Genomic DNA, 18,263 nt, shown 5'->3' on the forward strand with positions numbered 1-18,263 from the left:
TTTGCTTGTCCTTTGACCCGCAGGCGGCTTAACATTCGGCCTGCAACCTAATCCAACGAAGAGAATCGATCGACCATGCGCGCCCTTCTCGGGATCCTGATCTGCTTGTGTGCCCAACAGGCACTGGCCGATACCCGCTATGTTTCAGACAACATCTTTACCTATATCCACAACGGTCCGGGTACCCAGTACCGGATCCTCGGCAGCGTCAAGGCCGGTGAGCCGCTGGAGGTCAAGGCGGTGAACCAGGAGGCCGGATTCACCCAGGTGGTGGACGGTCGTGGCCGCGAGGGCTGGATCAAGAACAGCGAGCTGCAGGGGGAGATCAGCCTGCGTGAACGCCTTCCCCAGGTTCAGAAAGAGCTGGACGAAGCCAAGGCCCGTCTGCTGAACCTCAATGGCGACAACGAGAAACGCTTCGCCGAGAAGGATGGCAAGATCGCCGAGCAGAGCAAGGAGATCGCCAGCCTCAAAGCCCGTCTGGACAGCCAGAGCGCCGAGATGAGCAGCCTCAAGGAACAGAACGACGCCCTGACCCAGAGCTATGACAACCGTGAGCACGACATGCAGATGGACTGGTTCATCCGCGGTGGTGCCATGGTGGGGGGCGGCATCCTGCTCGGGATCCTCCTGCCCATGCTCCCGCGCCGTCGCAAGAGCAGCGAGCGCTGGATGAACTGATCGCACCGGCGGTCAACAGGATGAAAGGTCGCCAGAGGCGGCCTTTTTTCATGGTGTGCCTGGCGAGAAGAGGGCCATGACGGGGGTCGCCATCGGCCCTTCCCGCTCGTAAGATGAGGCAAACGATCTCGTGCCGCGCGCATTCTCAACAAGAGCCTTCATCATATGTCATCAACTGAACAGGCCTTCTGGTTCGTGCTGGGGGGCGATCACCTCGTCCTGCTGGATGAACAGGGGCGCATTCCACAAGGGCCCCGCGCCGTTTTGCCCCCCCATCTGCACACCGCCCCCTTCGAGCACTTCGACGAGTGGGACGGCCTGCCTTGCCATCTGCTGGATCTGGGGGCAGAGGCGGAGACCGGGGCCATGGCCCCGCTGCGCCAGCTCATGGTGGCGGGGGACGAAGAGGGCTTTCGCCTCGCAGGACGGGCCTGGCAGCTCGCCACTTTTCGCCGAACCCATCGTTTCTGCGGTGAGTGCGGCGCCCCCATGACCCCGAGGGAAGGAGAGTGGGCCCAGGGGTGTCATCACGGCCATGTCGTCTATCCGCGCATCTCCCCCTGCATCATCGTCGCGGTGCGCAAGGGGCCGGCCATCTTGCTGGCAGCCCACCGCCGTCACTATCAGGCGGATGATCCCATGTATACCGTGCTGGCCGGCTTCGTGGAAGCAGGGGAGAATCTGGAGCAGTGCGTGGTGCGGGAGGTGTTCGAGGAGAGCGGCATCCGGGTGGCCAATGTGCGTTACGTGGCGAGCCAGCCCTGGCCCTTCCCCCACAGCCTGATGATGGGCTTCACCGCCGACTACGAGAGCGGCGAGATCCGGGTGCAGGATGACGAACTGGTGGCGGCAGGTTTCTTTGAGGCTGACCGACTGCCGCGCTTGCCCCCTCATGGCACCATAGCGCGCCGGCTCATCGAACAGTGCCTCGCCGAGGCGCGTTGAGGGACAACGGGGGCGCTTGTATGCGCCCCCTCACATCTTTGCACTCCTGCGGCGCTGTGCGGCATCAGGGTCGCCCTCAGCCTTGCACAAAGTGGTATCATGTCCGCCATTTTATGCGTGACATGACTCAGGAACTGGGATGAAAGAGCTGAAGAACGATCGATACCTGCGTGCCCTGCTGCGCCAGGAAGTGGACATGACCCCGGTATGGATGATGCGTCAGGCTGGCCGTTATCTGCCGGAATACAAGGCGACCCGCGCCGTTGCGGGGGATTTCATGTCCCTGTGTCGCAACGCCGAGCTGGCCTGTGAAGTCACCTTGCAGCCCCTGCGCCGCTATCCACTCGATGCCGCCATTCTCTTCTCCGACATCCTGACCGTGCCCGATGCCATGGGGCTGGGCCTCTACTTCGAACACGGGGAAGGGCCGCGCTTCGAGCGCCCGATCACCTCCATGGCCGACGTGCAGGCCCTGCCCATCCCGGATCCGGAAGACGAGCTCGGCTACGTGATGAATGCGGTGCGCACCATCCGCCGCGAGCTCAAGGGCGACGTGCCGCTCATCGGCTTCTCCGGCAGCCCCTGGACCCTGGCCACCTACATGGTGGAGGGGGGCAGCTCCAAGGCGTTCACCAAGATCAAGAAGATGATGTATGCAGAGCCGCAGACCCTGCACCTGCTGCTCGACAAGCTGGCAGACAGCGTGATTAGCTATCTCAACGCCCAGATCAGGGCGGGTGCCCAGGCGGTCATGGTATTCGACACCTGGGGCGGCGTGCTCACCCCGCGGGATTACCGTGACTTCTCCCTGCAGTACATGCACAAGATCGTCGATGGCCTGATCCGTGAACATGAGGGCCGCCGTGTGCCGGTCACCCTGTTTACCAAGAACGGCGGCCAGTGGCTGGAGCAGATCGCCGCCACCGGCTGCGATGCGTTGGGGCTGGACTGGACCACCGATATCGCCGACGCCAAACGCCGGGTCGGCGACAAGGTGGCGCTGCAGGGCAACATGGACCCCTCCATGCTCTACGCCACCCCGGAGCGGATCCGCGAAGAGGTCGCCACCATTCTGGCCGGTTTCGGTCATGGCAACGGCCATGTCTTCAACCTGGGGCACGGCATCCATCAGGATGTGGACCCGGAACATGCCGGCGTGTTCGTCAACGCGGTGCATGAGCTCTCCGCCCGGTACCATGGTCGCTGAGCGCGGCATACAGCGTGATGAACGGGGCCTGCGGGCCCCGTTTTGCTGTCCGTGACACAGGGGGCTGCATCCTGGTCGCGGCTCGGGTTACACTGCACCCCCATGTTGGCCGTCGTGGCCGGGATGGGGTCGTTGAGGGGCAGGAGGCTGGATGGAGAAGCGGGCGTGGGATTGGGGCATCGACCTTGGCGGGACCAAGTGCGAGTGCGTGGTGCTCGATGGCGACGAGGTGTTGCTGCGCCACCGCATTCCCACTGAACGGCACGGCGGCTACCAGCACATGCTGGGCCAGATCGCCAAACTGGTGGACGAGTGTGCCGCCAAACTCGGTCAGCGTCCTGCACTCATCGGCATGGGGACGCCGGGGGCCCGGGACCCCCAGACCGGGCTGCTGAAAAACAGCAACACCACCGAGTTCAACGGCAAGCCGCTCAAGGAAGATCTGGAGCGCAGGCTGGGCATCCCCGTGCTCATCGCCAACGACGCCAACTGTTTCGCCCTGGCGGAAACCCACCTGGGGGCGGTGCGCCAGCATCATCCCGATGCAAAAGTGGTGTTCGGCATCATCATGGGCACCGGGGTCGGGGCCGGCATCGTCATCAACGGCCAGATCCTCAACGGTCACCACGGCATCGCCGGGGAGTGGGGGCACAACGTCCTGTTGCCGGAGGGGCCAGAGTGCTACTGCGGCAAGCGCGGCTGCGTCGAAACCCTCATCAGCGGCCCGGCGCTGGAGGCCTGGTACGAGGCCAGGACCAAACGCCGTCTCTCGCTCGCCCAGATTGCTGCGGCCAGTGCCCATGATCATGTCGCCAGGCTCACCATGGACAGGTTGCACCTGTTGTTCGGCCAGGCCCTCGCCAACGTGATCAATATTCTCGATCCGGACGTCATCGTCATCGGTGGCGGCGTGGGCAATGTGCAGAGCCTCTATCGCGCCGGGCGCGAAACGGTATTGCCCTTCCTGTTCAACCCCCGTTTCGCCACCCCCATGATAGCGCCGGCCCTGGGGGACAGCGCCGGGGTATTCGGTGCTGCACTGCTGGCCCGCGGCGTCTTTCGCGAGGCACTGCTCTCGTGAGTCGCCCCTTCCTCCCATCCCTTTGTCGCAGCTAAGGACACAACGTTTCCATGATCAAGATTGCCATCAACGGCTATGGCCGCATCGGCCGCAACGTGCTGCGGGCCCTCTACGAGAGCGGCCGCGACAAGACTATCAAGATAGTGGCCATCAACGAGCTGGCGGCCCCCGAGGCCATGGTGCACCTGACCCGCTTCGACACCAGCCACGGCCGCTTCCGCTATCCGGTGCAGCTGGCGGGCAACAGCATGCAGGTGGGGGAGGATCTCATCGCCCTGTTTGCCGAGCGGGATCCGTCGAACTTGCCGTGGCGGGCGCTGGGGGTGGACGTGGTGCTGGACTGCACCGGGGTGTTTGGCTCCCGGGCCGATGCCGAGCTGCATCTGGGGGCGGGAGCGGGCAAGGTGCTCTTCTCCCATCCGGCGGACGCGGATGTGGACGCCACCATCGTCTACGGGGTCAACCATCAGGTGCTGACGGGGCGCGAGCGGATCGTCTCCAACGCCTCCTGCACTACCAACTGCGTGGTCCCCGTTATCGAAACATTGCATCGAGAATTCGAGATAAATTGTGGTACTATTACGACAATTCATTCGGCCATGCACGATCAGCAAGTCATCGATGCCTATCACGGCGACTTGCGCAGAACCCGGGCAGCCAGCCAGTCCATCATCCCGGTGGACACCAAGCTGGCAAAGGGGTTGGAACGTATCCTTCCCCACTTCGCCGGCAAGTTCGAGGCGATCGCGGTGCGGGTACCCACCATCAATGTAACCGCCATGGATCTGAGCATTACTGTTCGTAAAAAAGTGACAGTTAGTGACGTAAATCAAGCCCTGCAACGGGCATCCAGAGGTACATTACACGGTATTCTGGACTACACGGAAGAGCCACTGGTCTCCGTAGACTTTAATCATGATGCACACTCCTGCATCATTGATGGTACCCAGACTCGGGTCAGCGATGCCAACCTCGTCAAGATGTTGATGTGGTGCGATAACGAATGGGGCTTCGCCAACCGCATGCTGGATACCACCCGGGCCATGATGGCCGCAGGCTGAAAGTCTGCACCGGGCGCAAGGTTACTGTTTTTTTAACATTACCTGAAAATATATAGAGGACTGAATATGTCTGTTATCAAGATGACCGACCTGGATCTGGCGGGCAAACGCGTTCTGATCCGTGCTGACCTGAACGTGCCGGTAAAAGACGGCAAGGTCACTTCCGATGCACGTATCGTTGCGACTCTGCCGACCATCAAGCTGGCTCTGGAAAAGGGCGCCAAGCTGATGATCACCTCCCACCTGGGTCGTCCGACCGAGGGTGAATACAACGAAGAATTCTCCCTGGCTCCGGTTGTCAACTATCTGAAAGACGCACTGTCCTGCCCGGTTCGTCTGGCCAAAGACTACCTGGATGGCGTAGACGTCGCCGCCGGTGAGCTGGTTGTGCTGGAAAACTGCCGCTTCAACAAAGGCGAGAAGAAGAACACCGAAGAGCTGGCCAAAAAATACGCCGCCCTGTGTGACGTCTTTGTAATGGATGCGTTCGGTACTGCTCACCGCGCCGAAGGTTCTACCTACGGTGTGGCCCAGTTCGCGCCGGTTGCCTGTGCAGGCCCCCTGCTGGCCGGTGAACTGGAAGCCCTGGGCAAAGCCATGCTCAAGCCCGAGCGCCCCATGGTTGCCATCGTTGGCGGCTCCAAGGTATCCACCAAGCTGACCGTGCTGGAATCCCTCTCCAAGATCGCTGACCAGCTGGTGGTCGGTGGTGGCATCGCCAACACCTTCATCGCTGCTGCCGGTCACAACGTCGGCAAGTCCCTGTGCGAGCACGACCTGATCGACACCGCCAAGAAACTGGCTGCCGAAACCAACATTCCGGTGACCACCGACGTGGTTGTGGGGGCCGAGTTCTCCGAATCCACCCCGGCCACCATCAAGTCCGTGTCCGACGTGACTGACGGCGACATGATCTTCGACATCGGTCCGGATTCCGCCAAGGCCCTGGCCGACATCATCATGAACGCCAAGACCATCCTGTGGAACGGCCCGGTCGGCGTGTTCGAGTTCGACCAGTTCGCCAAGGGTACCGAAGTGATCGCTCGCGCCATCGCTGAATCCCCTGCCTTCTCCATCGCGGGCGGTGGTGACACCCTGGCTGCCATCGACAAGTTCGGCATCGCCGACAAGGTCTCCTACATCTCCACTGGCGGCGGCGCCTTCCTGGAGTTCGTAGAAGGCAAGGTACTGCCGGCTGTCGCGATTCTCGAAGAGCGCGCCAAAGCCTAATTGACCCGGGACGGGGGGCAAAAGCCTCCCGTTTCGTTTATCATGTGGCCGCTGTGCCGGTTCATGATGAACCCCCCACTTTTTATTAACGGCATACGAGACAGGACGATTAAACATGTCTAAGAAAATTTTCGACTTCGTAAAACCCGGCGTGATCACTGGTGATGACGTTCAGAAAGTGTTCGCCATCGCCAAGGAAAACGGCTTCGCTCTGCCGGCCGTCAACTGCGTCGGTACCGACTCCGTGAACGCCGTGCTGGAAGCTGCTGCCAAGGTCAAAGCCCCGGTTATCGTACAGTTCTCCAACGGTGGTGCCGTGTTCACCGCCGGCAAGGGTCTGAAGCTGGAAGGCCAGCAAGCTGCCATCCTGGGTGCCATCTCCGGTGCCAAGCACGTGCACGCCGTTGCCGAAGCCTACGGTGTGCCGGTGATCCTGCACACCGACCACGCCGCCAAGAAGCTGCTGCCGTGGATCGACGGTCTGCTGGACGCGGGCGAGAAGCACTTTGCCGAAACCGGCAAGCCGCTGTTCTCCTCCCACATGCTGGATCTGTCCGAAGAGTCTCTGGAAGAGAACATCGACATCTGCTGCGAGTACCTGACTCGCATGGCCAAGATGAACATGACTCTGGAACTGGAACTGGGCTGCACCGGCGGTGAAGAAGACGGCGTGGACAACAGCCATCTGGACCAATCCTCCCTGTACACCCAGCCGGAAGACGTGGCCTACGCCTACGAGCGTCTGTCCAAGATCAGCCCGCGCTTCACCATCGCTGCCTCCTTCGGCAACGTGCACGGTGTGTACAAGCCGGGTAACGTCAAGCTGACTCCGAAGATCCTGGACAACTCCCAGAAGTACGTCTCCGAGAAGTTCGGTCTGCCTGCCAAGTCCCTGGACTTCGTGTTCCACGGTGGTTCAGGTTCCACTCTGGAAGAGATCCGCGAATCCATCTCCTACGGCGTGGTGAAAATGAACATCGACACCGACACCCAGTGGGCGACCTGGGAAGGCGTGCTGAACTTCTACAAGTCCAACGAAGCCTACCTGCAAGGCCAGCTGGGCAACCCGGAAGGTGCCGACAAGCCGAACAAGAAGTTCTACGATCCGCGCGTATGGCTGCGTGCCGGTCAGACTTCCATGATCGCGCGTCTGGAGAAGGCCTTCTCCGACCTGAACGCCATCGACGTACTGTAATTCGCAGCACCTTGATTGCATGAAAAGGCGCCCTTCGGGGCGCCTTTTGCATTTCTGTGATCCTGACGGGCTGGATTGGGGATGGGGGGCTGGGTATTATCGATGACATCCGTTTAATTTAGTAAACGAATGCAACCAGGCAGGATGCTGAGCATGCAGACAGGAAGACAGGGACATCAGGAACACACGGCCTCCTATTACGCGGCCACTCGCAACGACCATCGGCAGTGGCCCGAGCTCAGTGGTGAGCTGGATGCGGACGTCTGCGTCATCGGTGGCGGTTTCACCGGCCTCAACACCGCCATCAACCTGGCCGATGCCGGTTACAAGGTGGTGCTGCTGGAGGCCAACCGCATCGGTTGGGGAGCGTCGGGGCGCAACGGCGGCCAGCTGATCCGCGGCATCGGCCACGATACCAGCCAGTTTGCCCGCTGGATTGGCGAGGCGGGCGTGCGGGAGCTGGATCTCATGGGGATCGAAGCGGTGCAGCTGGTGCGCGAGCGGGTCGAGCGTTTCAATATCGAGTGCGATCTCACCTGGGGCTATTGCGATCTCGCCACCAAGGCGCGCCACCTGAGGGGGTTCGAGGAGGATGCCGAACACCTGGCGAGCCTGGGTTACCGGCACGCACTGAAAATGGTGGCGCGGGAGGAGATGCACACCGTGGTCGGGTCGGATCGCTATATCGGCGGGATGATCGACATGGGCTCCGGTCACCTGCATCCTCTCAACCTGGCTCTCGGCGAAGCGCGTGCGGCAGCCAGTCTCGGGGTCTCCCTGTTCGAACACTCAAGGGTGACCCACATCGACTACGGCGAGCGGGTCGAGGTGACCACGGCCCACGGCCGGGTCAGCGCGGACTACCTGGTGATCGGCTGCAACGCTTACCTGGGCGACCTCCAGCCCGATCTCGGGGGCAAGGTGCTGCCGGCGGGCTCCTACATTCTCGCCACCCAGGTGCTGGAGAAGCGCCTGCGCCAGCGCTTGCTGCCACAGAACATGGCGGTGTGCGATCAGAATGTGGCGCTCGACTACTATCGGCTGTCGGCGGACGGTCGCCTGCTGTTCGGCGGGGCCTGCAACTACTCGGGCCGTGACCCCCGTGATATCAAGGCCTTCATGCTGCCCAAGCTGCTGCGGGTCTTCCCCGAGCTCGCGGGTACCGCCATCGAGTTCCAGTGGGGAGGCATGATAGGCATAGGCGCCAACCGGCTGCCCCAGATAGGCCGCCTCGAGCAGCATCCCAACGTCTTCTATGCCCAGGCCTATTCGGGCCATGGCCTCAATGCCACCCACATGGCGGGCAAGCTGGTGGCGGAGGCGATCAAGGGGGAGAGCCGGGGCTTCGATCTCTTCAGCCGCGTCCCTCACATGACCTTCCCGGGTGGCCCGGCGCTGCGCTCTCCGTTGCTGGCGCTCGGGATGCTCTGGTATCGGCTGAAGGATCTGCTCTAGGGGGAGGGCGGGGTTCGGGCTTATCCCTGCTGCGTCGCGTCTGGCTCGGCCAGGCGCCAGCCCTGCTCCGTCTTCATCATCCAGACCTGGGTCTCCTGCGCCAGGGTCTGGCCTGCCTCGAAGTCGCCATATTTGCGCTCGAGCTCCATGAGCCCCATCTCCTGCTGGAAGGGGCCGACCCTGTCATAGACGAGATCCTCGCCGTGCAGCACCTGCAACTGATCCAGTCCCTGCTTGAAGTGGAGCTGGTAGCTCACCTTGACCAGATAGACCCCCTCCATCCGCTCCTCCTTGCCGAGCACGGCGAAGTCGCGGATGTCGAACAGGTCAGCATCTGTGCCCGCCTGCAACCTGGCGGTGACCTGGCTCTGGATGGTCTCTTCACCGGGACCTGCGTTGCAGCCATAAAGCCAGAGGGCCAGCAGGGGGATGAACCACTTTTTCATCAAAACTCCGGATGATGCGAGACAGGAGGGGCAAAGTTTGCCACGGTACGGGCCAGATACAAGGGATAGCCAGAAAAATCAGCAGTCTATGGTAGGTCCGAGGGAAGGGGACGGCGAACGATGCAGGTCATGACCAGGGTATCGCCGCTGAACCCAGCGATCTGTTTGCGATCTACTTGCTGGAAGCCGTGCTTGGTCCAAAAATGCAGGGCTGGCAGGTTGGTTTCTATGACCCCGAGCCGCATGTTGGTGCAACCCCAGTTTGCCGCCATCTCCATGAGCCGTAGGACGACTTGGCTGCCGATGCCACAGCCTTGCCTACACTCCTTCAACAGCAGCAGACCGAGATAGGCGGTATCCGGTGTGGGATAGCCACGGATGAGATCGACGCAGCCAAGCAATTCTTCCCCCTCCAGCACGGCCAGCACAAACTTGTCCTCTTGCCCCATCCCCGGTGGACAGACCTTGAGTATCTCTTCGGCATCCGCAGGGGCAGGCCCCTTGCTTTCGGTCAGCCAGCTGTAGGCTGGGGCTGCCATGACAACTTCCTCCAGCCAGCCCCTGTGCTCTGGGTGAAACGCTGACAGACGCCGAAGCTCCATCTAGCGCAGCTTGTCCAGCTGGCCGAGAAATTCGACAGGCCCCATGAAGCCGGTCACCCGCTGGCCGTTCACCTCGTTGCCATCGCGATCGAAGAAGAGGAGGGTCGGCAATCCCAGCACGTTGAGGCCGTTGAGCAGATCCACGTCGGCGTCGTCGTTGGCGGTGACGTCCGCCTGCAGCAGCACCATCTCGCCGAAGCGCGCCTGCACATCGGGGTCGCTGAAGGTCTTGTGCTCGAACTCCTTGCAGGCCACGCACCAGTCGGCGTAGAGATCCAGCAGTACCGGCTTGCCGCGGGCGGCGGCGAGCTGCACCTTGAGATCGTCCAGGGTCTTGATGCGGATGAATCGGGGGGCCTGGGTCTGGGCGGCGGCATTGGCCCCCTCGGGTGGCAGCAGCAGATCCTTGCCCACCACCACAAGGCCCATCATCCCCAGCAGCAGGACGAAGCCGCCAAGGCTCTTGCCCACCGAATGGGCGCGATGCTGGTTGTGGTGATAGAGATAACCGCACAGCACCAGCCCCCAGCCGAGCCAGAGCAGGGTGGCCACCTGATCGCTCAGGAGCCTTGAGAGCAGCAGGATGGGTACCGCCAGCAGCGCAAAACCGAAGAGTTGCTTGATCACATCCATCCAGGCGCCGGCCCTGGGCAGCAGCTTGCCGCCAGAGGTGCCGAGCAAGAGCAGCGGCAGCCCCATGCCCAGGGAGAGGGCATAGAGGGCCGCACCGCCGAGCCAGAGATCGCCACTCTGGGCCACGTAGATGAGGGCCCCGGAGAGCGGCGCCGTGGTGCAGGGGGAGCAGACCAGTCCCGAGATCATGCCCATGATGGCGACGCCGGCCACGGATCCGCCCTGCTGGCGGTTGGAGAAGCTCGAGAGGCGGGTTTGCAGGCTGCTCGGCAGTTGCAGGGTGTAGAGCCCGAACATGGAGAGGGCGAGCAGCACGAACATCACCGAGAGGCCGATGAGCACATAGGGGTGCTGAAGGGCCGCCTGGAATTGCAGGCCCGCCGAGGCGACGACGAGCCCGAGCAGGGTATAGGTGACCGCCATCCCCTGCACATAGACGAAGGAGAGCAGGAAGGCGCGACGGGTGGAGAGGCGATGCCCGGCCCCGGCGATGATCCCGGTCAGGATGGGATACATGGGGAAGACGCAGGGGGTGAAGGCGAGGCCGAGACCCAGGGCGAAGAAGGCGGCGACGCTGATCCAGAACCCCTGGCTGCCGAGGGCGGCCGCCAGCCTGTCCTGCTGGCTGCCCGGCCCGTCGGTGCCCTGAAGGCTGGCCGCCGCTTCCGCCTGGGCGGGGGCGGCGAGGGGCTCGACGGCGATCCGCTTGTCGGTCGGTGGGTAGCAGAGTCCCTCGGTACAGCCCTGGTAACTCAGGGTGAGGCTGGCCGCGTCCCCGACCCGGGTCAGCGCCACGGGGATCTGCACCTCCTGGTAATAGACCCGGCTCTTGCCGAAGAAGTCATCCTCGTGCTCGGTGCCGGGGGGCAGGACGGGCTCGTCGAAGGCGAGGTTCTCTCCCTTCACACGGATGCTGTGGCGATAGAGGTAGTAGCCGTCGGCGATGCGTATCCGGAGCAGCAGCCGATCACCCTGTTGTTCGCTCTCGAGGGCGAAGGCCTGATCCACCTTGAGGAATCTGGGCTGGGTCTCGATGCCGAGGCTGCCGAGCAGATCCTGGCTGCTGGCCCGGGCGGGGGCCGTCGTCAGGACGCAGAGCAGGCCCAGCAGCATCAGCAGGAAGGAGAGGGGGCGAGAGGCGGTCATGAGGTCTCCTGTGTCAACCAGTCGAGATAGGCAGGGTGGCCCTGGCTTGCCGGGAGCGCCAGGATCTCCGGTACCTCGTAGGGATGGTGGGCGAGAATGCACTGGCGCAGGGGCTCGAACAGAGCGGCCCGACTCTTGATGACGAGCTGGATCTCCCGGGTTCGTTCCGTCTTGCCCTGCCAGCGATAGACGGAGGTGACCCCGGGCAGCTGGTTGATGCAGGCGGCGAGGCGCTGGTCGAGCAGCTGCTCGCAGAGGCGGTCTGCACTGGTCTCGTCGGGGCAGGTGCAGAGCACCAGAATGGCGTCGGTCATAGGGATGGACGGTCTCGGCAACGGGGCGCACGGGCCCCCTGGATCAGCCGTTACTATACCGGGCCGGGGGGCAAATAGCACCCGGCCCCCCGCACCCGGAATAAGTCATGCGCCCGAGATGGACGCTGTGAAAAGGACAGGGCAGAATGAGCGGGCTTGTTCCAATTCTACGTAAGGAAATGTATGACCCAACAGAATGAGCAGCAGAGAAACCGCATGTTGAGCCTGTTGCGTGAAGGGGAGCGCCGCATGCTGGTGCAACTGGCCGGTCTGCTGCGTACCAGTGTCGACGAGATCAATGCGGAGCTGGAAAAAGAGGAGCTGTTGTCGGCGTTGGAGCAACCCATCACGGTGGAGTACCTCAACGGCGTGGTGCAGCATCATCTGTTCGAGCGCCTGCACAAGGGGGACATGGTGGCGGCCCAGCGCATGCTGAACCAGTACCAGAGCGACCTCGAAGCCATGATGCGCCAGGAAACCAGGCAGGACGATACCCCGCCGGAAGAGGTCAAGGCACAGGCCTGACCCCGCGAGGCCCTCTTCAGCACCATCATGCCATCGCATGATGGTGCCTCGCCCTTACCCCTCGAATCGCTTATCCCAGCGCCTTCTGCACCTGTCCCATGGGAATGGGGAACACCTTGTCGTAACTCCAGTTGTAGACGAAGGCATAGACCAGGTAGAAGAGCACGAAGCCCATATCCAGCACCAGCGCCTCCAGCAGGCCGATGTCGAGCCACCAGGACATCACCGGCAGGGCCACGATCAGCAGGCCCCCCTCGAACCCCAGGGTGTGCAGCACACGCTGCCACAGCGCCTTGTGGGTGTGGCCCTGATAGCGCAGCAGCAGCTTGTCCACCCCGATGTTGTAGACATAGTTCCAGACGGTGGCGACCACCGAGAAGAACAGGGCCAGGGGGCCCATGTGGTTGAGCCCGACGCCGGTCACCCAGCTGGCCAGCGGGGCGGCGATCAGCAGGCCAATCAATTCGAAGCCGATGGCGTGGCGCAGGCGGTCACGGGTCGTACGCATGGTCTGTCTCTCTCTTTGATCAGGGAATGGCGGCAATGTATCGCCAAAACCGGATAGATTCACGTTGGTATCTATCGCTAAAATAGATAGATGTGACGACACAACAGCACGGCGGAGCAGGCTCATGACCCCTTCACTGGAACACTTCAAGGCATTGCTGGCGACGGCCGAGACCGGGTCGTTCTCGGCGGCGGCGCGCAGGCTGGGCAAGGCCCAGTCGGTGGTGAGTGCCGCCATCGCAAACCTGGAGATCGATCTCGGCCTTGCGCTATTCGATCGCAGCGGCCGCTATCCCGTGCTGACCGAGGCGGGGGCCCGCATCTGTCAGGAGGCGGGGGTGCTGCTGGCCCAGAGCGAGCGACTGCAGGCCATCGCCGGCGAGCTGGCCAACGGCGTCGAGTCGCGCCTCACCCTGGCCATCGACGATGACTCCCACCTGCCCTGGCTTGGTTCCCTGCTGGAGGAGTTCGCCAGCCGTTACCCGGCGGTGGAGCTGGAGCTGCTGTTTCCGCTGATGGAAGACGTGACCGAGCTGCTCAAGAGCGGCCGTGCCCAGCTCGGCATCAGCTACCAGAAGGCGCACCCCGAGCGGGAGCTGGTCTCCCGCTCCCTGGGGACGGTCACCATGCCCCTGGTGGTCTCTCCGGATCACCCCCTGGCCCACAAGACGCCGTTGAAGGAGAGCGACCTGCAAGGGGCTCGCCAGTTGATGGTGACCGGACGGCGGGAGGGGACGGAGCGCCATCGCTTCCGCCTCTCGGCGCAAGTGTGGTGGGTGGAGGGGGATCTCGGGATCCTGGAGCTGGTGAAACTGGGGCTGGGATGGGCGGCGGTGCCCGAGTTTCTGCTGCACCGGCCCCTGGCGCGGGGGGAGCTGGTGGTGCTCAAGCCGGACTTCATCGCCGAGGCAGAACTGGCGCTGGAGTTGCAGTGGTATCGCGCCCGCCCGCTCGGGCAGGCGGGGCGCTGGTTGCAGGAGGCACTGCTGGCGCGGGTGCCTCGCTAGGGGGGATTCAGTCGATCAACGCATAGGGCAGGGGTTGCAGACCGAGGCTGGACCCCTCTTCCAGCTTGAGGCGGAAGCGGGCGTCGGCCTCGGTGTCCTTGGGCAGCACGGCGGTGAGCCACACCTGACCCTGCTGCTGCCAGGCGTTGAGCACCAGACCGCTGCGGCGCCAGTTGTCACCGAGCTGGATCTCCAGGGTGTCACCGCTGGCCACCTGCGTTGCGGCGGTGCCGCTCAGCACGAAGAGGGCGCGGTTGTTGGCGCCGCGATACTTGGCGCGCGCCACCGTCTCCTGCCCCATGTAGCAGCCCTTGTTGAAACTGATGCCATCAAGGGCTTGCAGGTTCAGCATCTGGGGGATGTATTCCCCCTGATGGACCGCTTCCAGATGGGGGAGACCGGCTTTGATTTCCAGCCCCCACCAGAGTCCTTCGTCGCCCACCGGCAGGTTCAGGGCCAGCGGGGATGTGCTCGCCAGCAGCCAGCGGTCCGCCTCCACCCTGACTGCCATGCCGCCCTCCACCAGACCGGTGCCGGTCAGCGCGAAGTGCTGTGCCATCCAGTCGTCCGTCCCCTGACCGGCCAGTCCGGTCAGGCTGCCCTGAAACTCGCCGATCTCGACCTTGGCAAAGATCGCAAACTTCTTGAGCTCCGGCAGCTGGCGGGCCAGCACCGAGGGCTTGGTCAACATCAGCAGGCTGTCTTCCAGGCAGAGCAGGCGAAAATCGCTCCACAGCTTGCCCTTGGGATCGCAGTGGCCGCCGAGGGTGCTCTGGCCCGGTTGCAGGGCGTTGACGTCGCAGGTGACCTGACCTTGCAGATACTTGGCGCGATCCGGGCCGCCGAGGCGGGTGATGGCCAGATTGGTCAGGGAAAACAGGGTCGGCTCGGCAGGAAGAAGAGGGGTCGGCAGGCTCACGATGGGATTCCAGAGACAGAAAGTATGTGACCTGCATGGTAAAGACGTAAGGAATGTTTGTCAGCCGGAAAATCCTGCTGCTACCATTCCCCGGTCTTTGTAAGGAGAGTTCCATGTTGAACCCAAGTGAGAAGTCCCGCCTGAAGTGGGCCTGCCGTCGCGGCATGCTCGAGCTGGATGTGATCTTTATGCCCTTCTTTGAGCACGAGTTCGATGGCCTCGGCGAGGCCGAACAGCGCACCTTCATCCGCCTGCTGGAGTGCGAGGATCCCGAGCTGTTCCGCTGGTGCATGGGTCACGGCGTGCCTGAGGATCCCGCTTTTGCCGCCATGATCCCCCTGATCCTCGAGCGCAACCAGGCCCGTCACGACAGCCTGCGCTGAGCCCGACTCGCGACCGCCCCCCCTCATGGCCAGCCTCGCGTCTCCCCAGCGGGTAGTGATGCCCGTGATCGCCTCCCGCCAGCAGCGTCTGCTGCTGTGCATCCTGTTTCTGTTGCTGCTCTTGCCCGTCGCCAGCCTGATCCAGGACTGGCAATGGGGGCTGTTCCTCCCTGTCTGGGGGCTGAGTCTGTGGCGCGCGTTGCGCCGCCATCCGGCGGCGAGCGGCGTGCTCGTCTGGGATGGGGAGTGGCTCGAGTGGCAAGGGGCGCGCCATCGGCTGGATCCCCGCAGCCGCATCCTGCCCGGGGTACTCTGGTTGCGGCTGAAGACGGTGGAGGGCTCCGAGGGGCAGCTCTGGCTCTTCTCCGATGCCCTGGCCCCTGCACACTACCGCGCCCTGGCCCGCGCCATCCACCTCGCTGTCCGCTAGGGGCGTCTCTCTCTACCTGCCACATCTGCCGCTCATAGCAGATGACCCCGCCTGGGCGGGGTCATCTGGGGGAGGGCATACGCCCGAATCGAACGCAACGGCCTTATTCCTGATCCGGCGTCATTCCCGATCCGGGGTCAGCACGGTCGGCTTGGAGTCCGGCTGCATGTCCGGATAATCCAGGTTGTAGTGCAAACCGCGAGACTCCTTGCGCTCCAGGGCGCAGTTGACGATGAGCTCGGCCACCTGCAACAGGTTGCGCAGCTCCAGCAGGTTGTTGGAGACCCGGAAGTTGGCGTAGTACTCCTGCACCTCCTGCTTGAGCAGATCGATGCGACGCTTGGCCCGGGCCAGGCGCTTGTTGGTGCGCACTATGCCCACGTAGTCCCACATCATCAGCCGCAGCTCGTGCCAGTTGTGCTGGATCACCACCTGCTCGTCCGAGTCATCCACCTGGCTCTCGTCCCAGGCCGGCAGGCTGGGGGGCGCCACGCTGGTGGGCAGCTTGGCCAAGATGTCGGCTCCCGCCTGATGGGCATAGACCACGCATTCGAGCAGGGAGTTGGAGGCCATGCGATTGGCGCCGTGCAACCCGGTATAGGTCACCTCGCCGATGGCATAGAGGCCGGGGATGTCGGTCTGGCCGTTGTTGTCGATCATCACGCCGCCACAGGTGTAGTGGGCCGCCGGGACGATGGGCATCGCCTCCCTGGTGATGTCGATACCGACCGCGAGGCAGCGCTCATAAATGGTCGGGAAGTGCTTGATGATGAAATCCGCCGGCTTGTGGCTGATGTCCAGATACATGCAATCCGCCCCGAGGCGCTTCATCTCGTGGTCGATGGCGCGGGCGACGATGTCCCGCGGGGCCAGCTCGGCCCGCTCGTCAAACTCCGGCATGAAGCGGCTGCCGTCGGGACGGCGCAGGTAGGCCCCTTCGCCGCGCAGGGCCTCGGTCAGCAGGAAGTTGGGGTCGTCCGGGTGGAACAGGCTGGTGGGGTGGAACTGGTTGAATTCCAGGTTCGCCACCCGGCAGCCGGCCCGCCATGCCATGGCGATGCCATCGCCAGAGCTGACGTCCGGGTTGGAGGTGTACTGGTACACCTTGGAGGCCCCGCCGGTGGCCAGTGCCACGAAGCGGGCGCGGATCACCTCGACCTGCTCGGCGTTGCGATTCCAGACATAGGCTCCCAGTACCTTGTTGCCCGGCAGACCCAGCTTGCGGGTGGTGATGAGATCGACCGCGTTGAAGCGCTCCATCAGCTGGATGTTGGGGTGGGCGCGCACCTGGTCGATCAGGGTGAGCTGCACCGCCTTGCCGGTGGCGTCGGCCGCGTGGAAGATGCGGCGATGGCTGTGGCCCCCTTCCCGGGTCAGGTGATAGTGGGATTCCCCCTCGGCATCCTCTTCCTGATCGAAGGGGACCCCCTGCTGAATGAGCCACTGGATGGAGTCGCGGGCGTTGCGGGCGGTGAACTCCACCACTGCCGGGTCGCACAACCCGGCGCCGGCGTTGAGCGTGTCGCTCACGTGGGATTCGATGCTGTCGGTCTCGTCGAACACGGCAGCGATGCCTCCTTGCGCATAGAGAGTGGCCCCCTCACTGATGGGCCCCTTGCTCAGAACCAGGACTTTGGCCTGGTCTGCCAATCGCAACGCGAGGGACAGACCGGCGGCACCGCTGCCAATGATGAGTACGTCGCAAAGGTATTCAACACTTGCTTTCATAAGTATCATTGGCCTGGATTAAGAACTGGCCCCATGGTAGCCCAAGGGGGGTTGTGATGCAGCCCGCATCACATTTTTTTCAATGCAAGCGAACTTTCCCTGATTCCTCCTGTCTGAACTTGTGCGCTTAGAAGGGGCCGGAAAAGAAAAACGATAACCTGATGGGGGTTTTACGGCTCTGATGAGCGACCAGAATCTACTGGACGAACAGCTGGTTGAACGGGTCCAGCGTGGCGATAAAAATGCATTCAACCTGTTGGTACGCAAGTACCAGCACAAGGTGGTCAACCTGGTGGCCAGGTATGTCAACAATCCGGGCGATGTACCGGATGTGGCGCAGGAGGCATTCATCAAGGCCTACCGTGCGTTGCCGACATTCCGTGGCGAGAGCGCGTTTTACACCTGGTTGTACCGGATCGCCGTCAACACGGCCAAAAACTACCTGACGTCACAGGGGCGCAGACCGCCCAGCAGTGATGTCGAAGCGGACGAGGCTGAATATTATGGTGGTGGTGAAGCCCTGCAAGAGGTGGCCACCCCGGAAAACCTGGCGCTGACCGACGAGATCAAGCGAACTGTGTTTACCGCCATAGAAGCCTTGCCAGAAGATTTGAGAACGGCGATCACCCTTCGTGAAATGGAAGGGCTGAGCTACGAGGAGATTGCGGAGATCATGGATTGCCCGGTGGGTACGGTGAGATCCCGCATCTTCCGGGCGAGGGAAGCAATCGATAAAAAGCTGCAACCTCTGATCGAGCATTAACTGGG

The 18,263-nt window shown here is 62.9% G+C and carries 20 protein-coding genes; 13 read left to right on the forward strand and 7 right to left on the reverse strand.

Features of this window, described 5'->3' with window-relative positions:
* The first annotated feature begins 75 nt into the window (after positions 1–75).
* From BN1120_RS11495 to BN1120_RS11530, 8 genes are all read left to right on the forward strand, one after another.
* Positions 76–681, forward strand: coding sequence for a TIGR04211 family SH3 domain-containing protein (locus tag BN1120_RS11495; RefSeq protein WP_010675664.1), 606 nt, complete (start codon positions 76–78; stop codon positions 679–681).
* A gap of 165 nt (positions 682–846) precedes the next feature.
* Positions 847–1,626, forward strand: a complete 780-nt coding sequence (nudC, locus tag BN1120_RS11500; protein WP_042016217.1) for an NAD(+) diphosphatase — start codon at positions 847–849, stop codon at positions 1,624–1,626.
* 139 nt (positions 1,627–1,765) lie between these two features.
* A complete protein-coding gene (gene hemE / locus BN1120_RS11505; protein WP_042016218.1) occupies positions 1,766–2,833 on the forward strand; it encodes a uroporphyrinogen decarboxylase in 1,068 nt (355 codons plus the stop codon).
* Between the two features lie 151 nt (positions 2,834–2,984).
* Positions 2,985–3,914, forward strand: coding sequence for an ROK family protein (locus tag BN1120_RS11510; RefSeq protein ID WP_041213913.1), 930 nt, complete (start codon positions 2,985–2,987; stop codon positions 3,912–3,914).
* A gap of 50 nt (positions 3,915–3,964) precedes the next feature.
* The gene (gene epd / locus BN1120_RS11515) at positions 3,965–4,975 is read left to right on the forward strand and encodes an erythrose-4-phosphate dehydrogenase (protein WP_041211676.1); all 1,011 of its coding nucleotides are present in this window, start codon (positions 3,965–3,967) and stop codon (positions 4,973–4,975) included.
* A 66-nt stretch (positions 4,976–5,041) separates the two neighbouring features.
* Positions 5,042–6,205, forward strand: a complete 1,164-nt coding sequence (locus BN1120_RS11520; protein ID WP_042016220.1) for a phosphoglycerate kinase — start codon at positions 5,042–5,044, stop codon at positions 6,203–6,205.
* A 115-nt stretch (positions 6,206–6,320) separates the two neighbouring features.
* Positions 6,321–7,400 (forward strand): class II fructose-bisphosphate aldolase, encoded by a 1,080-nt coding sequence (gene fbaA / locus BN1120_RS11525; RefSeq protein WP_010675658.1) that lies wholly within the window; start codon positions 6,321–6,323, stop codon positions 7,398–7,400.
* Between the two features lie 153 nt (positions 7,401–7,553).
* Positions 7,554–8,855, forward strand: coding sequence for an NAD(P)/FAD-dependent oxidoreductase (locus tag BN1120_RS11530; RefSeq protein ID WP_010675657.1), 1,302 nt, complete (start codon positions 7,554–7,556; stop codon positions 8,853–8,855).
* A gap of 20 nt (positions 8,856–8,875) precedes the next feature.
* Here BN1120_RS11530 and BN1120_RS11535 read toward each other — a convergent pair whose 3' ends face one another.
* The 4 genes from BN1120_RS11535 to cutA all read right to left on the reverse strand — a co-directional run bounded on the left by BN1120_RS11535 (position 8,876) and on the right by cutA (position 11,996).
* Positions 8,876–9,301: a hypothetical protein gene (locus BN1120_RS11535; RefSeq protein WP_042016221.1), complete on the reverse strand. Its 426-nt coding sequence runs from the start codon at positions 9,299–9,301 to the stop codon at positions 8,876–8,878.
* Between the two features lie 86 nt (positions 9,302–9,387).
* A complete protein-coding gene (locus BN1120_RS11540) occupies positions 9,388–9,840 on the reverse strand; it encodes a GNAT family N-acetyltransferase (protein WP_010675655.1) in 453 nt (150 codons plus the stop codon).
* 63 nt (positions 9,841–9,903) lie between these two features.
* Positions 9,904–11,682, reverse strand: a complete 1,779-nt coding sequence (locus BN1120_RS11545; protein ID WP_042016223.1) for a protein-disulfide reductase DsbD — start codon at positions 11,680–11,682, stop codon at positions 9,904–9,906.
* Positions 11,679–11,996, reverse strand: a complete 318-nt coding sequence (gene cutA / locus BN1120_RS11550) for a divalent-cation tolerance protein CutA (protein ID WP_010675653.1) — start codon at positions 11,994–11,996, stop codon at positions 11,679–11,681. Before cutA ends, BN1120_RS11545 begins: the two co-directional genes overlap by 4 nt.
* A 183-nt stretch (positions 11,997–12,179) precedes the next feature.
* On the opposite strand from cutA, the gene BN1120_RS11555 reads away from it, so the two are divergent.
* Positions 12,180–12,521, forward strand: a complete 342-nt coding sequence (locus tag BN1120_RS11555) for a hypothetical protein (RefSeq protein WP_010675652.1) — start codon at positions 12,180–12,182, stop codon at positions 12,519–12,521.
* 70 nt (positions 12,522–12,591) lie between these two features.
* On the opposite strand, the gene BN1120_RS11560 is transcribed toward BN1120_RS11555, so the two are convergent.
* Positions 12,592–13,029, reverse strand: a complete 438-nt coding sequence (locus BN1120_RS11560; protein ID WP_039040541.1) for a PACE efflux transporter — start codon at positions 13,027–13,029, stop codon at positions 12,592–12,594.
* Positions 13,030–13,153: 124 nt separating this feature from the next.
* Between BN1120_RS11560 and BN1120_RS11565 the strand changes: the two genes are divergently transcribed.
* Positions 13,154–14,035, forward strand: a complete 882-nt coding sequence (locus tag BN1120_RS11565; RefSeq protein ID WP_010675650.1) for a LysR family transcriptional regulator — start codon at positions 13,154–13,156, stop codon at positions 14,033–14,035.
* A gap of 7 nt (positions 14,036–14,042) precedes the next feature.
* Here the strand turns inward: BN1120_RS11565 and ygfZ are convergent, their stop codons facing one another.
* On the reverse strand, positions 14,043–14,954 hold the full coding sequence (ygfZ, locus tag BN1120_RS11570; RefSeq protein WP_039040540.1) for a tRNA-modifying protein YgfZ: 912 nt from the start codon (positions 14,952–14,954) through the stop codon (positions 14,043–14,045).
* Between the two features lie 113 nt (positions 14,955–15,067).
* Here ygfZ and BN1120_RS11575 point away from each other — a divergent pair, with 113 nt between their 5' ends.
* Positions 15,068–15,337: an FAD assembly factor SdhE gene (locus tag BN1120_RS11575; RefSeq protein WP_010675648.1), complete on the forward strand. Its 270-nt coding sequence runs from the start codon at positions 15,068–15,070 to the stop codon at positions 15,335–15,337.
* A 58-nt stretch (positions 15,338–15,395) separates the two neighbouring features.
* Positions 15,396–15,767, forward strand: coding sequence for a protein YgfX (locus BN1120_RS11580; protein WP_042016224.1), 372 nt, complete (start codon positions 15,396–15,398; stop codon positions 15,765–15,767).
* Between the two features lie 120 nt (positions 15,768–15,887).
* Here BN1120_RS11580 and nadB read toward each other — a convergent pair whose 3' ends face one another.
* Positions 15,888–17,495, reverse strand: a complete 1,608-nt coding sequence (nadB, locus tag BN1120_RS11585; RefSeq protein ID WP_010675646.1) for an L-aspartate oxidase — start codon at positions 17,493–17,495, stop codon at positions 15,888–15,890.
* A gap of 181 nt (positions 17,496–17,676) precedes the next feature.
* On the opposite strand from nadB, the gene rpoE reads away from it, so the two are divergent.
* Positions 17,677–18,258: an RNA polymerase sigma factor RpoE gene (rpoE, locus tag BN1120_RS11590; RefSeq protein ID WP_010675645.1), complete on the forward strand. Its 582-nt coding sequence runs from the start codon at positions 17,677–17,679 to the stop codon at positions 18,256–18,258.
* Positions 18,259–18,263: the final 5 nt, after the last annotated feature.

This window comes from Aeromonas caviae (assembly GCF_000819785.1).
Lineage (GTDB): Bacteria > Pseudomonadota > Gammaproteobacteria > Enterobacterales > Aeromonadaceae > Aeromonas > Aeromonas caviae.